Here is a 15,812-nt window from a genome sequence, read left to right on the forward strand (position 1 = left end):
GCGACGGCTCCCCGATCATGGCGGCGATTTGCCGAGCATCCGCGTCGCCCGGCTGAGGAGAACCCAGAGCACCAGCAAACAGAGGGTTGCCGTCAGCCCCCACAGGAACAATGCGGGACCGACAGCCTCCATGCCGAAACCGGCGATCAGCACGGCGAGCGGCGTCGCCATCATGGCAATTGCCGCGGTCGTCCCAAGCACGCTGCCCCGGATCGAGGCCGGTGCGCGTTTCAGGAACATCGCATTGGCGAGCGGGCCAAGCGCCCCGGTCGACAGGCCGATCAAGGCAGCCGCGAAAAATAGATATGGACCGGTCTCAATGAAGGCTATCAGACCGATCGCAAGCGTGGCGCCGGATATGCCCGCCAGAAGCACAAAGCGTCCGTTCCAGCCATGGCCCCATATGGCAAAGGTGACAGCCGAGAAGGCCGCCCCTGCCCCGGAAACCGCGAGGAACAGCCCGAGGTCGAGAACATCCGCCCCGCTTGCCTTGAACAGGACCGGTAGAACAACGGCGTTGAGCGCACCGAAAACCGCCAGCATCACCATGGCGACGACAAGCATGAGACGCAGCAGCGGTTCGGTCAGCAGGAAGCACAGGCCCGCAAGCGCCGCACCGCCCTTGTCCGGATCGGTGATCCTGCGGCGATGACGCGGCAGGCAGATCGCGCCGATGACGGCGGCAAGCAGCGAGCAGCCGGCCGTGATCAGCAGGGCATATTCAATGCCGAAAGCGGCGATTGCGATGCCGGCGACCGGCGGGCCGAAGATCAGCGCAGTGTTTTCCAGCAGTTCATCAATCGACGTCACCCGCTCGATCGGCATGCGTGCAACACGGGCGAGTTCCGGCACCCTTGCATCATGGGCGATCATGCCCGGCCCATCGAGAAGCGCGCCGATCACGATCAGGCCGATCAGCAGGCCGATATCCAGCTGTCCGGTCATCATCAGCAACGGAATGGCTGCAACGCTCAATGCGCTGGCAAGATCGGCAGTAACGGCAACGACACGCGAACCGAAACGGTCAACGATCGGCCCGCCGAAAAAAGCGCCGATCACCAGCGGCATCATGCCGGCCGCCGCCGCAATCCCGGTCCATGCGGCATTGCCTGTCAGGGAAAGCACGATCCATGGCAGCACGACGCCGGCCACCGCATTCCCGAAAAGCGACAGGGCGCCGGCAAGGATGATGCCATAGAGCGGAATGCGGCTGTGCGGAAGACCAAGTCCGCGAGGCCCCGCCTCGGAGCCGGCGTCGAGATCAGCATATGCCGCCGCAAGGCGCATCGTCTCGGCAGGGCTGCTGTCTGAAGGCATTACGATCTCCAAATTTCACCGAACCAGTGCTGCGGGCGATGATGACGGCGGCAAATGACTTGAGCGCACGGCTGCGCCAAGGCGCGCGACAGGTCACGTCAGCAACCCCGCTCGCCCACTCATAAGCATCAAATGTTTCATTAATTAAGTAGTCAGTCTATTTATTATGGAGAAGTCTTTTTTGTCAAGCTGGCACGAGAAAAATCAGGAAGGCAGCGAGAACGCCGTGCGGGCTAGCGCGCTCCAGACATTGGACCGTGCATGAATGCAGGACGTTGAGATGGCTTGAAGGTCAGGGCGTCACAGGTTCGACACTTGCGCTTGCATGGTTTTCACGCGTGAACATATCAAGCCGTGCTAATTTCCGTATTCGTAAAGAAATGCGAATTATATCAATATATAAAAAGAATTTTCTAATCCAAATTTATAGTTCTCCGGATGCCTCCCGGCGTCTCAGTTCCAGCTCTTCGCTGTAGCGCCTGAGCGTATGGCTCTCGGTAAGCAGACCAACCGGGCGGTTCTCTATCTTGTCGTTAACGACAACCAGCGCTTCGCTTTCCGTGGCATCAAAGGCGGCTGCTGCCTGACGCGCATTCATGGTCGGCAACAGCACGTCGTTCTTATATTGCAGATAGGTCTCAAGGCTGATCTTGCTTGGATCACGATCCATCGGGTCGGCGTAAATTTCCGGCACGAGGACGATGCCGGCATAACGCCCGTCATCATGGGTCATGATCACCCGCTGCGTCGAACCGAGCGGGAACTTCTCCTTGAAGGCCGGGAGCCCCATGCTGACATTGGCCTTGCGGATATCGGCACGCATCATCTTGCCGACCGTCAGGTCGCGGATCCAGCCAATATCATGGGCGCTGCGAATACTCTCTCCGCGCAGGTGAAAACGCCACGTGGCGAAGGAATAACCGAAGGTCGTGCGCACCACCAGCGACGTTGTGATGACGGCGGCGAGCACCAGAGCCGTGATCTGGAAGTCACCCGTCAGTTCCAGCGCCAGGAACGTCATCGTCAAAGGGCCACCGATGATGGCGGCGGCAAAGGCGCTCATACCGATCACCGCATAAACGATGGGCGCTGTCGAGCCATAGCCGATATAGGGGGCGCAGAGCGCAAAAACTTTACCCAGAAGCGACCCCATGAACAGCGAGGCGAAAAACAGGCCGCCGCGAAAATTGGAACCGATGGAAATGGCGCTGGCCGCCGCTTTCAGCAGGAAGAGCCCGACCAGCCCGTAAATCGTCAGTTCGGCATCAATATTGAGATGCAGCGCGCCGTGGCCGCTCGACAGGACCTGCGGTGAAATCAGCGCAAGAGCGCCGACCGCCATGCCGCCAATCGCCGGACGCAGCCAGCCGGGAATGGCGCTTTTGCGGGCCGTCTCCTCAATGAAGGAAACCGTCTGCATCAGCACGATACCGATCGCCGCGCACACGACTCCCAGAAAGATGGCGGGCACATAATCTGCAGGCGTCACGCGGCTGGCATCGACAATATCGATCGACAGGCCATGACCGCCGATAATCCCGATAACGGTGGTGGCCACCAGCGCCGACACAATGAGCGGCGCAAGCGTCACGACGGTGTAGGTGCCGATAATGAGTTCGATGGCGTAAAACGCCCCCGTCAGAGGCGCATTGAAGGCCGCCGCAATCGCACCTGCAGCACCACAGCCGACGAGGATGCGCATATCCCCTCGCCGCAGTTTCAGCTTGATGCCGATCTTCGAGGCCACACCGCTGGCGATCTGCGTATAACCGGCTTCAAGCCCGACCGACGCGCCGAAACCGTTGGAGACGATGTTCTGCACGCAAACGATGATGCTGTCCGTCAGCGACAGGCGGCCGCCATGCAGGGCATTGGCCTCGATCGGGTCGACCATCGGTTTCTTGCGGGTCTTTGAAAGAATGAAGATAATCACGCCAAGCACGATGCCGCCGACAACCGGTCCGGCAAGCACGACGGGGCCAGAGAGATCGCTGCTGCTCAGCCGCTCGGTACCGAAGACCAGCACATGCAGCGCCGTGCTCAACGCGCCGATCAGCGCCACCAGAAGGCCCGCTGCAATGCCAATGAGAGCGGCAAGAGCCACCAGCCCCAGTTCGCCGCGACGGAACATTGCCCGCAACCGGCTGGCGCGCAGATTGTCGAAAAAGCTCGCCATACTGGGTGCACGGAAAGGCCGGGTCGACATGCTGTTCCTTCTCAGGCAACGTCAAAGCGCGACGCGCCTGTACTAGTGTTTCAAAGCACGTCTCTGTTCCAAAACCGGCAACCGATTTTGAGAGACATGCTCAGGGCGCTTCGAACTCCACTTCAAAACGCATCTGGTCGTAGGCCGGTTCGACGCGATCAGGCGTTTCACGCATTACCGTCTCATAATCGAGCGGAATATGCATATGGGTCAAGATCGCCCGTTTGGGTGCGAATCTTTCGATCCAGCCAAGCGCCTGTTCCAGCGAAAGATGGCTGGGGTGGTAACGGTGCTGAAGCGCGTCGATGACGAGAATATCAAGGCCAGAAAGCTTGGGCACACTTTCAGCAGGAAAATCGCTGACGTCAGTGCAATAGGCGACATCGCCTATGCGGAAGCCGAGCGAATGTACATCACCATGTTGCTGCATATGCACGTTGAAAGCTATCGGCCCACCTGCCCCGTTAATAATCACCGGCGCATTGATGTCGGCGATGATCCGCGGTTCAACGATTGGCGGATAACTGCTGCCCGGCGGGGTCTCCAGGCAATAGGCAAAACCATCCCATATGCGCGCCATGGTGACGGGATCGGCATAGATCGGAATACGGTTTTGCTGGATGGCGAAATAGATGCGCAGATCATCAATGCCATGCAGGTGATCGGCATGGGCATGGGTGTAAAGCACCGCATCGACGGCCTCCACCTTGGCTGCAATCATCTGTTCGCGAAAATCCGGTCCAGTATCGATGACGACAGTTGTCTTGCCGCCATCCGGGCCGATCTGCTCCACCATGAAGGCCGTGCGCGTGCGCCGGTTCTTCGGATTTTCGGGATCGCAGGCACCCCAGTCGCCGTTGATGCGCGGCACACCGGGCGAAGACGCGCAGCCGAGAACCGTGAAGCGACGACGGTAGATTGCCACGCTACACCCTTGTCATCTTCGAAAAGCAGCGGAAGGCGTTCTCGGTGGTGATTTCGGCCATGCGCTCGAAAGAAACACCATGCACTTCGGCCAGAACTTCTGCCGTATTGACCACGTAGGAAGGCTCGTTGCGTTTTCCCCGCCAGCGCTTGGGGGCAAGATAAGGCGCGTCGGTTTCGACAAGCAGCCGGTCAAGCGGGACGGTTGCGGCAATATCGCGGATATCCTGTGATTTCGGGAATGTGAGAATGCCCGAAAAGGAAACATACCCGCCCAGTTCGACACCGGTTTTCGCCAGCTCAGGACCAGCGGAGAAGCAGTGCAGGATGAAGGGGAATGCCCCCTTGTCGCTTTCCGCGCGCAAAATAGCGGCCATGTCGTCATCCGCGCTGCGGCTGTGAATGACGAGCGGCAGCTTCGTCCGTCTTGCCGCCTCGATATGGCGAATGAGGCCGGTCTTCTGGTCTTCCGGCTTCTGCGTATCGTAGAAATAATCCAGTCCCGCCTCACCGATCGCCACGATCTTGTCGTGGCTCTCCGCCAGCCGAACCAGATCGTCAGCCGAGATATCCAGTTCCTCGGCAGCGCTGTTGGGATGCGTGCCGACCGAGCAGAAAACCGACGGATACTTTTCCGCGATTTTTAGAAGCTCGGGCAGACGACGCACCCGGGTCGAGATCGTCACAATCTGGCTCACGCCGGAGGCATGGGCGCGGGCGATGATGTCGTCGCGCTCAGCATCGAAGTCAGGAAAATCCAGATGGCAATGGGTATCGATCAGCATGGTTGTAGCCTTCACGCTTCCGGCGCAACGTAACGCGGGAAGACCGGCTTCGGTGCCTCGAGCGGCGTGCCCGGAACCAGACGACCGGCCTCGCCGAGCGCTGCGAAATCGCGTTTGTCAGCGGCCGCTGCCACAAGATCAAGCAGTTTGTCGCAGGATTCCGGCATGAAGGGCTGCAGGAGAATGCCGATCTGGCGCACCACTTCCGCCGTCACGTAAAGCACGGTGCCCATGCGCTCCGGATCGGTCTTCTTCAGAGCCCATGGCTCCTGCGATGCGAAATAACGGTCGGTTTCCGAAACGACGGCGATGATGGCAGCGAGTGCGCGGTGAATGAGCTGCTTGCCCATTTCCTCACGGCACACTGCCAGCAGGCCGTCGGCCGAAGCGAGCATCGCCCTGTCTTCGTCGGTGAACGCGCCGGGTGCCGGGATCTGGCCATCGCAACTCTTGACGATCATCGACAGCGAACGGCTGGCAAGATTGCCGATGCCATTGGCGAGATCGGCATTGATGCGGGTGGCGATGCCGTCTTCGCTGTAGCTGCCATCCTGGCCGAAGGAAACTTCACGCAGGAAGAAATACCGCACCTGATCAAGGCCGAAGTGAGCAACCAGATTGGCAGGATCAACGACATTGCCGAGCGACTTCGACATCTTCTCGCCCTTGTTGAGCAGGAAGCCATGCGCATAAACGCGCTTGGGAAGCGGCAGCTTGGCGCTCATCAGGAAGGCGGGCCAATAGACCGCGTGGAAGCGGATGATGTCCTTACCGATGATGTGTACATCGGCCGGCCAGTATTTGGCGCGCGGGCCGTTCCTGTCTTCGATGTAACCCGTGGCGGTGATGTAGTTGGTCAGCGCATCGACCCAGACATACATGACATGCTTGGGATCATTCGGAACCTTGATGCCCCAGTCGAAGGTGGTGCGGGAAATCGACAGGTCCTTCAGGCCGGATTTCACGAAGGAGATGATCTCGTTGCGCCGTTCGGCCGGGCCGATGAATTCAGGGTTTTCCTCGTAGAGCTTCAGCAGCCTGTCCTGGTATTCGGAGAGCTTGAAGAAGTAGCTTTCCTCTTCCACCCATTCCACCGGTGTGCCCTGCGGCCCATAACGGACGCCATCGGCGCGCACTTCCGTTTCGTCTTCGCCGTAATAGGCTTCGTCGCGCACGGAATACCAGCCGGCATAGCTGTCCTTGTAGATGTCGCCGCTATCGGCCATCAGGTTCCAGATATTGCGCGAGGTCTCGTGGTGACGCTCTTCCGTGGTGCGGATGAAATCGTCATTCGAGGCGTTGAGCAGCTTGCCCATCGCGCGGAACTGGTCGGAATTGCGCTGCGCCAGCTCTTCCGGCGAAATGCCTTCCGCCCGCGCCGTCTGCTGCATCTTCTGGCCGTGTTCGTCGGTGCCTGTCAGGAAGAAAACATCCATTCCATCCAGGCGCTGGAAACGTGCCATGGCGTCCGTTGCAATCAACTCATAGGCATGGCCGATATGCGGCTTGCCGTTGGGATAGGAGATCGCAGTGGTGATGTAGAATGGTGTCTTGTCTGTCATGACGGTCGATCGACTTTACAGGCTGTTTTTTGGATAGACCGCTCTTAAACCATTGTTCGCAGCAGCGAAAGAAAAAGCGTACGTTTTGTACGACAGCTTGCAGACAAAGTGGATTTTGGCGAACGCTCGGCTCCGCACTCCGTCACCCCGGACGAGATCCGGGGTCCAGCGCGATCAAGTCCTTGATCGCAAAAGACTCGTCTCACGGCGCAGACGCGCCGTGGCTGGATGCCGGCTCAAGGCCGGCATGACGGAAGAGGTTTATACGCCATCGAAATCGTACGTTCCATACGATCTCTCGCCCGTCAGACGCCCCGAACATCTTCCAGAATGGAAAGCACCATCTGCTTCTTGTCGAGATTATAGGCCTGCGCCACGCTGATGCGCTCCGCAAGCATCGAGGATAGCCGCGCATGTCTTTCCGCTGCCGCGATGTCACCCGCCATGGCCGCCGCCCGGGCCCGCTCCATCAGCTCTTCCGTCACATGCTCCATGAAGAAGCCGAGGACGATGTCGCCATCCTTCTGCGCCAGAACTTCGGCCAACTTGTGCATCTTCTTGCGGGCGCCCGGCCCTTCCGCAGACATCACCTCGGCAAAGGCCTCGACAATGTCGGAACCGCCGTAATTCATCAGCTTGAGCGCCTGCGTCACGCTGCCCTTCGAGGCGGCAATCAGGGCATCGCGCTTTTCGCCGGCGGAGCCGATGCCGAGATGATCGAGTGATTGCACCATATCCGCATCGGAAAGTGGCAGGAGCCGGAGCGGCATGCAGCGCGAGCGGATGGTCGGCAGCAACTTGCCCGGCGCGTGCGACAGGACGAGGAACATCGCCCGCTTGGGCGGCTCCTCCAGTATTTTCAGGATCGCATTCGCGGCGTTGCGGTTGAGATCATCAGCCGGATCGATGATGACGATGCGCCAGTTGCCGGTGCCCGAGGTTTGCGAGAAGAAATGCCCGGCCCGCCGCACCTCATCCACGGTGATGGCGGATTTCACGCGGCCGGTCTTTTCATCCACCGGACGTGTCAGATGCAACAGGTTGTGCGACGCCCCGGCAGTGATCTGCCGGCTGACGAGCGATTGCGGATCGGGATCGGCAAGGACATCCGGTGCCAAAGACGGATCGGGATGGTTGAGGACATGATTGGCGAAACGGAAGGCGAGTGTTGCCTTGCCGATCCCTTCCGGCCCCTCGATGAGAATGGCGTGATGGCCCTTGCCGGAACGATAGGATTGGGCGAGGAACGCTTCGACTTCCTCATGCCCGAAAAGCTTCGTGTTCTGCTGCGGCGCAATCGCGCCGTCGAGAACGCCCTGAACCTCACTCATGCGCCGCGCCCGCCGCAGTTCCCAGTTGTTCGAGCAAGGGCTCGACAAAGGACCTCACATCCTCCGCCACCTTCTCCTCCGGCTGGTCGGCATTGACGATACGGCAGCGACGCGGCTCGGCAAGCGCTATATCAAGATAGGCTTCCCGCCGCTTCTCGTGGGTTTCGATTTCCTCTTTTTCGAACCGGTCAGGCGCAGCCCCCTCATCCGCCCGTTTTCTGGCGCGGGCCAGCCCCTTTTCGGCGGCAATGTCGAAGATCAGCGTCAGTTCCGGCACCACACCATCGATGGCAATGCGTTGCAGCGTCTCGATGAAATCCGGCTCCAGATTACCGGTCGTGCCCTGATAGACGCGGGAGGAATCAAGAAAGCGGTCGCAGAGCACGATCTCGCCACGCGCAAGCGCCGGGCGAATGACCTCCTCGACATGGTCGTTGCGCGCCGCCGCAAACAGGATTGCTTCCATGCGCACACCGAAGGATTCCGCCGCACCGGACAAAATCACATGCCGAACGGCCTCCGCACCCGGCGAGCCGCCCGGCTCGCGCGTCACGACCACCTCGAAGCCCCGACCACGAAGCACCTCGGCAAGTGTGCGAATCTGCGTGGACTTGCCGGCGCCCTCGCCGCCTTCGAAGCTGATGAACAATCCAGTCTTTTCGGCCAATGTCACGTCCTGCGAGGAATTCCCGGAAATATTGAAATGCCTGTTTACAGCATCGAACCAAAAAGTGTGAAGCGCTTTTCAGAAAATCCGGTGCCTGAACAAAAGCATAGAGGAAAGTAGCGCAAAGCGCGGATTTTCAGAGCCAGAACAGTAGCAGTTCTTTCAACGCGCCCGCCGCATTCTGCGTCAGCGAGCCCTTGCCGACCGAACCCTTGGTATAAAGCGGCACTTCGCGCAGCAGCCGCTCACCGGAAAAGACCTTGAGCGTTCCCGCATTGGCGCCCACGTCCAGCGGTGCGTTCAATGGCCAGCGATAAACAATCCGTCCGGAAATTCGCTCCGGATTGTTGACCGGCACCAGCACGCTGACATCTTCCTTCGGCGAGAGATCGACATAGGACGCATCACCGCCATAGACGCTGACCGACCCCACCACTTCATCCTTGCTGAAAAGATGGCGCTTTTCGAAAGCTGTGAGGCCCCACTCGACCACACGGCGGGCTTCTTCCTGCCGCGTCTTGTCGTCTGTTATGCCTGACAGCGCGAGATAGACCCGCCGACCCTCCCGCTCAGCCGAAACCACGGCCGCAAAGCCGCTGCCTTCCGCAAAGCCAAGCCCGAGCCCATCTATGCCGCTTCCAAGCAGTGTGTTCTTGTTGCGCTGGAATATCCGGTTCCATTCGAAATCCGGCTTGGTGAAAAGCCCATAACGATCCGGATAGGTATCGTGCAGATGCTGGGCAAGACGCACCATATCCCTGGCCGTCGTCTGGTTGCCCGGATCAGGAAGCCCCGTGGAATTGGTGAACCTGCTGCGGTTCATGCCGAGTTCACCCGCCCGCGCGGTCATGCGCTTGGCAAATGCCGGGTCCGACCCCGCCATGCCTTCGGCGATGATGATGCAGCCATCATTGGCGTTCTGCACGATGATGCCGGTCAGGAGATCGTTGATGCTGACGGAAGATTTCAGCGCCGCGAACATGGTCGAGGTTCGTGACGGCGCGCCGCCCGTGCGCCAGGCATATTCAGAGACGGGATAAGCGGTCTCCGGTGTCACCTGCGCCTTGGAAAGCGCATCCAGCGCCACCTCCACCGTCATCAGCTTGGCAAGCGAAGCCGGTGGAAACGACTGATCCTCATTTTGCGAGAGAAGCACGGTGCCGGTTTCGGCATCGATCATATAGGCCTGTTCGGCCTTGGCGATGAAGGGTGCAGTCTGCGATTGCGCCGCACCCGCACTGAAAAACGCCAGTCCGGCCGCGACGACGACCGAACAATAGGAGCGATAAATGGCCTTGCGCATGAAACCGCCCAGTCCTGCCTGCCGCAACCGGCCGCCCGAAATGAAACGGATGCAGCCCTACCCTTCAATCCGTCAGCGAGACTTCGCCTGCTGACGCTTCACATGGGCGAGTATCGATTGCTCGTTGAGCGCGCCACGATCGACCAGCACGCTGTCGAAGGCACGTGCGGTCCGGGAAACCGTAGCAGATTCTTCCGAATAAGCCGCTGCATATTTGGACGATGGTGTCGGCACGCGAAGATAATTGCCGCCGGGTGCTGTCGGCTCACGCATGAAGTTTCCTTCGGGACGCTCGGCCAGGAACGGACCGATTTCCGGCAGGATCGCAAATTGCTCGAATACCGGCGCCGGACCATTGACCAGCGGCATGGCCTGCAGGGCCGCATTCTTCTTGGAACCGACCAGCGCCGTCTGCGTCGAACCGCTATAATTCGGATTGGAGGCCGGAGCCGGAACGAAATTCGGAGAGGCCGAAGCCACCATCACGCCCGTTGCGATCTGCCCTTCCGGCGCCACACCCGGCGAGCGCGAGCCCTTCGGAATATAAGACGCCATCAGATAGGGCATGTCGTGACCGTCAAGCGGGGCGCGGCCGGCATATTGCACCCGCACATTCGCCGTACCTGTCGCCTTCATGTCGAGAAGATCGGCTGTCTTGCTGGAAACGTCGATCAGGCGGCCTTCATGGAAAGGTCCGCGATCGTTGACGCGCACCAGAACCGATGCGCCATTTTCCGTATTGGTGATGCGCGCATAGCTGGGCAGGGGAAATGTCGGATGTGCGGCAGAAAGATGTTCTTTATCGTACACTTCGCCATTCGCCGTCAGGCGGCCATGGAAGGCGGAACCGTACCAGGAGGCAAGACCGGTCTTGTTATAACCCGGCTCTTCTTTCGGAAAATAACGACGTCCCTTGACGGTATAGGCATTGCCGATCAGCTCTCGCCCGCCGCCCTTGGGAATGCTCTTGCCATCGGCAACGCGCGGGCTGGCTTTGACGCCATATTCCGATTCAGAGAAATATTCCTTGCTGCGCTTGGGCTTAGGCTTGGTCTCGGTCGTGGTGGAACACGACGCTGTCGCAGCGCAAAGCACGGAAATTGCAAGCCACTTCGCACCCGATCTGGTGCTGATGCCGAGTTTCTTGACCGTAGAATTCAAATCGTCTGCCCCACGCTGCTATTGGCTCGGAGAACCGCACCCTCACTTGCCTCGATTAATTGCCCCTGCCATCGAAGCACCTAACAGTCGCTTAATCTTGTGCATAACGTGGCGAAAATGCGAACGACTTCTGCAAATTCGATAAAATTGTAATGAACGTGGTTAATGATTTATCTCTTTTTTGGGTGCCTGAAATCTGCCGTTGACGCTCATCCGCACCTTACCCGGCATCCGTGATTACGGAACAAAGGCAGTGCGACCGCGTTTCTTCCCCGCAAACAAACAAGCTTCCGCCGGTTTTTCGGCTGAGGGAGGAAACCATGATCAAGTCAATAAAAGCTACGGGTCTGGCGCTTGGCATCGCCCTGGTATCCATCACCGCGCCGGTCCCGGCCGCGGCGCAGGACATGGAATTGAGGATTGGTCCCGATGGCGTCCGCCCCGTCATCCGCGATCGAGATCGCGACAGAGACGTTGACCGCCGTGGCCCGCCCCGCATGCGCGGCTGCAGCGAACGCGAAGCCCGCGCCGCCGCCCGTGAGGCTGGCCTTCGAGATCCTGAAGTCGTGCGCGTCACCCCCGGCCGCGTCGTTGTTCAGGGTTTCACCCGCCGCGGCCCGGATCGCATCACCTTCGCCAACGAACGGGGTTGCCCCGAAATCTGATGACGAAATCTAATTCAATGTGAAATCTGGAGCCCGCCGAAAGGCGGGTTTCTTCGTTGTGGATAAGATTAAAGCAGCACCGGCGAGACGACGCGACAAGGATCGGCAATCGTTGCGCGTTTTAAAGAGTCACTTTTGAGCTGAATGGCAGATGGGGTGGGATTCGAACCCACGGTACGCTCTCACGCACGCCGGTTTTCAAGACCGGTTCCTTAAACCACTCGGACACCCATCCTTCGGTGGTGAGGCTTTATAGCGGTTTGAAAAGGGCCGTCAATCCCGGCAGGCGCACGCCGTTGCGGTCCCTTGTCTTCCGTTCACCCGTCATTGGCCGGGCGTTGTCGCCGGCGGCAGCAGAGACCCCTCGCCCGCGGGAACCGTTGGACCTTGCTCGGCCGAATCAAACAGCGTCAGGCTGAGAACGATTGCAACAAGCACCAGCAAAAGCGCCACGAAGAAGATTCCGGATTTATCCATGCGTCTGCTCATGTCTCTTTATGTTAGGAGCAAATATGTGCAATTCGAGGCAAGCGAAAGAATAGGATGGCTTGCTGTCAAGTTGCCTGACAGATTTAGCGAGTTCATCTCTTTAAATCCCCCTCACTTGAGCAAATTTTATGCGCCGGAGTACTGTTTGGGACGGAAGTGGCCTATCGCGTCAGCAATATTGTCGCTTATATAGTCACATCGCTCCCGGGCATTGCCCAACTTTCCCCGAGCGATCAACCTGCCCCGCCCGTTTGCGGGGCTTTTTTTCTTTTATGCGCCTCTAAAAAACGTCTGTGTGCGAGAGACCCGGCCTGCAGGCAAACCCTGTTGTCGGCTTGTCTATTCAGACCCCGATGCTGGGGCCGCCATCACCGTGTCGTCCGCCACCCCGGAGAATATCCTCGAACAGGTTCAGCACCGCTGGCGGCAACGTGTCAGACAATTCGGCAAGGATTTCGTTGGCGCGATTATAGGAGTAGATGGCGCAGAGCGTCAGCACCAGAAGCACGATCCACGGCCAGATTGGCTTGCGCCTTGGCGGCGCTCCGTTCGGTTGTTGCGGCATGGTCATCCGGCACCTCCCGTTCAGGCCTTCACGCGCGGTTCGCCTCCGGGCGCATAGGCAGTTTTCTGCAGGAAACGAAATATGTTGCCGCACTGGCCGCAGCGGATCATGAAATCGGTCGGATCACCCGAGGCGCGTTCGGTGCGAAACCCCCGCGGCATTTCATCGACGCGAAAATCGACATCGGCGCGGCTCTTCTCGTCTGATTCCGACACTTCGGCAAAACCCTGATGACCACATTTGGAACATTCGAGTTTCCGGGAATATCTGTCGCGCGCTGCCATATGCCGTCCTTTGCTTGCGCCCTATCAGGTAGCAGCGGCAAAACAGCATTTCAATGGCGATCGCCGCAGGTTAAAGCTTTGTCAGCCAATTTTCGGCCCGGAAATCCCGCCCGCGACAAGAACGAATCTGGACGCCCATGCAGAACGGAACACCCCTGCTTTCATCGTCGCTGATGCGCCGCGCCGCCATCATCGCCGGAATCCTTCTCGTTTTAGTCGTCGCTCTTAATTTCGGCGTCAAATTATATGGCGAACGCATACTGAAGGCGGGCCACACGACGGCGACCGACGAGGTGCAGATAGTGATCGGCAACGACCGGCTGAAGCTCGCGAAGAACACGCTGCGCCTGCCCTCCGGTCGTGAGGGCGGCGAACAGGAGCGGGTCGATCTTTATCTGACTTGGCCCGGTCTCAAGGGATACGAGGAAGGGAATCGCGCAATATTCGACGATCCGGCTGAGGCAACGGGGCTGATTTATATTCAGCTGTCGCAAAGCACCATGTCACAGGACATGTCCGGCCGCTTCGCGCCGATCTATACACGGCTGACGGAAGGAGACCCCGTACAGCTGAAGCACGGATTGTTGCTGCACCGCCTGCGTGCCGATTCCGGTTACGGCAAGGAAGTTATCCTGACCGGACGGCGCGAAGGCGAAAGCGACTATGTTGTGCGCTGCCTTCTGCCGCAGACACCCCAGGAGGCCACGGGCAGCGACTGCCAGAGGGATATCCACGTCGGGCAGGATCTCAGTCTTTTTTACCGATTCTCCTCCGGCCTGCTGCCGCAATGGCAAAAGCTCGACACCGATGTGAAACATTATATTGAGCAGCGCCTCGCAAAAGACGGAAATCCGTGAAACGGCATGGCACAGATTGCGTGCGAAAAGTCGCATTTTATGGAGGGTGGATACCTTTCATAAACCACTTGGTAACGCCATCCCGATAAAGTTTCTCCCCGGAGCTATCGGGCGGGGCATGTCCGAGCGGAACAGAAATATGCGATTGAAGAGTTCAGCAGTGTTGAAAAGTGTATCTTGGGCACATTCGCGCAAAGCGGGTGCGACGTCTTTTGTAAGGTTTCTGGCGTTGACCCTTGCTGCGGCGTTCATAACCGCAACATCCGTGGGCACCGCGCAGGCGGAACCGAAATATGCGGGCATCGTCATCGACGCCAAGACCGGCAAGGTTCTCTACGGCGAGGATCCGGACGGTTTGCGTTATCCCGCCTCTCTGACAAAGATGATGACGCTTTATCTGACGTTCGAGGCGCTTAATTCCGGACGCATCTCACTTGATTCCAAGGTGCCGGTCTCGGCCAATGCCGCCAAGGAGCCACCATCCAAGCTTGGCGTGCGCGCTGGCGGTGCCATTACGGTCGAGCAGGCCATTCTGGCTCTCGTCACCCGCTCCGCCAATGATATGGCGACGGCGCTCGGCGAATATCTCGGTGGCTCGGAAGACCGTTTCGCCAGAATGATGACCGCCAAGGCCCGTGCGCTCGGCATGACCCGCACGACCTACCGCAATGCCAACGGCCTGCCCAACACGGCGCAGATGACGACGGCACGCGATCAGGCCCGCCTCGGCATCGCCCTTCGCCAGCATTATCCGCAATATTACGGTTACTTCTCCACCCGCACCTTCAATTTTGGCAAGCAGGTCATCGGCAACCACAATCGCCTTGTCGGAACCGTCAAGGGCGTGGATGGCATCAAGACCGGTTACACCCGTGCAGCCGGCAGCAATCTTGCCACTTCGGCGCAGATCGATGGTCGTTCCATCGTTGCCGTCGTTCTCGGCGGTCGCTCCAGCGCCGCCCGTGACGCCACCATGCGCAAGCTTGTCGCAACCTATCTGCCGCAGGCATCGCGTGGCGGCAACAGCAACCTGATCGCCCAGACGCGGTCTGCACCCGTCGAAGAGCCCGTCGCCGTGGCGGCAGCTGTTCCTTCCGTTGCGGTTGCGGCTACCAATGCCGGCCTGCCCAATGCCGGCCCTGTACCGCAGGCCCGTTATGAAGAAGCGCCGGTCACCGCCTTTGCAGGCTCCTCTTCCAATGCCGCCGTCAAGGCCATGGAAGCCGCTACCTGGCAGAAGGGCAAGGATCCGATTGTTCGGGCGCCGATCGCTCCTGATCGCAGCATGATCACCAACTCGACCAAGGTGGACAATATCGTCACCGCCTCCGTCGCCCCTGCCCCTTCGGCGTCGGCTACGTCTGCCGCACCTCAGGGTGGCTGGGTAATCCAGATCGGCGCATCGCCGGACGAAAACTCCGCCCGCGGCCTGTTGCAGAACGCACAGGAAAAAGGTGGTGCGGCCCTGCGTTCCGCAAAGCCCTTCACGGTCGCCTTCAGCAAGGACGGCTCCCAGATCTACCGCGCCCGTTTCGGCGGCTTTGATGGCCAGAATGCCGCGGTAAATGCATGCAATGCATTGAAAAAGAAAGGCGTCAGCTGCTGGGCGTCACTCCAGTAACCGACGTTTCCGCAGGCGGTGTTCATTGTCGCAACATCGCCTGTCTCCTCGAATTGTGTAATGTGTAGCGAGGCT

The 15,812-nt window shown here is 59.3% G+C and carries 15 protein-coding genes and 1 tRNA gene; 3 read left to right on the forward strand and 13 right to left on the reverse strand.

Annotation, left to right across the window (positions count from 1 at the left end; all coding sequences use genetic code 11):
• Nucleotides 1–15 precede the first annotated feature (15 nt).
• The 9 genes from EXN68_RS04345 to EXN68_RS04385 all read right to left on the reverse strand — a co-directional run bounded on the left by EXN68_RS04345 (nt 16) and on the right by EXN68_RS04385 (nt 11,256).
• Nucleotides 16–1,317, reverse strand: a complete 1,302-nt coding sequence (locus EXN68_RS04345) for an MFS transporter (RefSeq protein WP_142839756.1) — start codon at nt 1,315–1,317, stop codon at nt 16–18.
• 424 nt (nt 1,318–1,741) lie between these two features.
• Entirely contained in the window at nt 1,742–3,523 is a 1,782-nt protein-coding gene (locus EXN68_RS04350) for a chloride channel protein (RefSeq protein ID WP_142839757.1), read from the reverse strand.
• Between the two features lie 100 nt (nt 3,524–3,623).
• A complete protein-coding gene (locus EXN68_RS04355) occupies nt 3,624–4,448 on the reverse strand; it encodes an MBL fold metallo-hydrolase (RefSeq protein WP_142839758.1) in 825 nt (274 codons plus the stop codon).
• A 1-nt stretch (nt 4,449) separates the two neighbouring features.
• Entirely contained in the window at nt 4,450–5,232 is a 783-nt protein-coding gene (locus EXN68_RS04360; protein ID WP_142839759.1) for a TatD family hydrolase, read from the reverse strand.
• 11 nt (nt 5,233–5,243) lie between these two features.
• Nucleotides 5,244–6,794, reverse strand: coding sequence for a methionine--tRNA ligase (gene metG / locus EXN68_RS04365; RefSeq protein WP_142839760.1), 1,551 nt, complete (start codon nt 6,792–6,794; stop codon nt 5,244–5,246).
• A gap of 305 nt (nt 6,795–7,099) precedes the next feature.
• A complete protein-coding gene (locus tag EXN68_RS04370; RefSeq protein WP_142839761.1) occupies nt 7,100–8,125 on the reverse strand; it encodes a DNA polymerase III subunit delta' in 1,026 nt (341 codons plus the stop codon).
• A complete protein-coding gene (tmk, locus tag EXN68_RS04375) occupies nt 8,118–8,792 on the reverse strand; it encodes a dTMP kinase (protein ID WP_142839762.1) in 675 nt (224 codons plus the stop codon). Before tmk ends, EXN68_RS04370 begins: the two co-directional genes overlap by 8 nt.
• Before the next feature lie 136 nt (nt 8,793–8,928).
• Nucleotides 8,929–10,095 (reverse strand): D-alanyl-D-alanine carboxypeptidase family protein, encoded by a 1,167-nt coding sequence (locus EXN68_RS04380; protein ID WP_142839763.1) that lies wholly within the window; start codon nt 10,093–10,095, stop codon nt 8,929–8,931.
• A 72-nt stretch (nt 10,096–10,167) separates the two neighbouring features.
• Entirely contained in the window at nt 10,168–11,256 is a 1,089-nt protein-coding gene (locus tag EXN68_RS04385; protein ID WP_142839764.1) for a septal ring lytic transglycosylase RlpA family protein, read from the reverse strand.
• A 320-nt stretch (nt 11,257–11,576) separates the two neighbouring features.
• On the opposite strand from EXN68_RS04385, the gene EXN68_RS04390 reads away from it, so the two are divergent.
• Complete coding sequence (locus EXN68_RS04390) at nt 11,577–11,921, forward strand: hypothetical protein (protein WP_142839765.1); 345 nt, start codon at nt 11,577–11,579, stop codon at nt 11,919–11,921.
• A 145-nt stretch (nt 11,922–12,066) separates the two neighbouring features.
• Here EXN68_RS04390 and EXN68_RS04395 read toward each other — a convergent pair.
• The 4 genes from EXN68_RS04395 to EXN68_RS04415 form a co-directional block, all read right to left on the reverse strand.
• Nucleotides 12,067–12,156, reverse strand: a tRNA-Ser gene (locus EXN68_RS04395).
• Nucleotides 12,157–12,245: 89 nt separating this feature from the next.
• Nucleotides 12,246–12,398 carry a hypothetical protein gene (locus tag EXN68_RS27590; protein WP_193559496.1) on the reverse strand — a complete coding sequence of 51 codons (153 nt, stop codon included), beginning with the start codon at nt 12,396–12,398 and terminating at the stop codon, nt 12,246–12,248.
• A 355-nt stretch (nt 12,399–12,753) separates the two neighbouring features.
• Nucleotides 12,754–12,981: a hypothetical protein gene (locus EXN68_RS04410; RefSeq protein ID WP_142839768.1), complete on the reverse strand. Its 228-nt coding sequence runs from the start codon at nt 12,979–12,981 to the stop codon at nt 12,754–12,756.
• A gap of 14 nt (nt 12,982–12,995) precedes the next feature.
• On the reverse strand, nt 12,996–13,259 hold the full coding sequence (locus tag EXN68_RS04415; protein ID WP_046800151.1) for a hypothetical protein: 264 nt from the start codon (nt 13,257–13,259) through the stop codon (nt 12,996–12,998).
• 137 nt (nt 13,260–13,396) lie between these two features.
• On the opposite strand from EXN68_RS04415, the gene EXN68_RS04420 reads away from it, so the two are divergent.
• Together EXN68_RS04420 and EXN68_RS04425 are read left to right on the forward strand one after the other, a co-directional pair.
• Complete coding sequence (locus EXN68_RS04420) at nt 13,397–14,116, forward strand: hypothetical protein (RefSeq protein WP_142839769.1); 720 nt, start codon at nt 13,397–13,399, stop codon at nt 14,114–14,116.
• A gap of 139 nt (nt 14,117–14,255) precedes the next feature.
• Nucleotides 14,256–15,737: a D-alanyl-D-alanine carboxypeptidase family protein gene (locus EXN68_RS04425; RefSeq protein ID WP_142839770.1), complete on the forward strand. Its 1,482-nt coding sequence runs from the start codon at nt 14,256–14,258 to the stop codon at nt 15,735–15,737.
• Nucleotides 15,738–15,812: the final 75 nt, after the last annotated feature.

Origin of the sequence: Martinezella rhizogenes, assembly GCF_007002745.1 — a bacterium.
Classification (GTDB): domain Bacteria; phylum Pseudomonadota; class Alphaproteobacteria; order Rhizobiales; family Rhizobiaceae; genus Agrobacterium; species Agrobacterium cucumeris.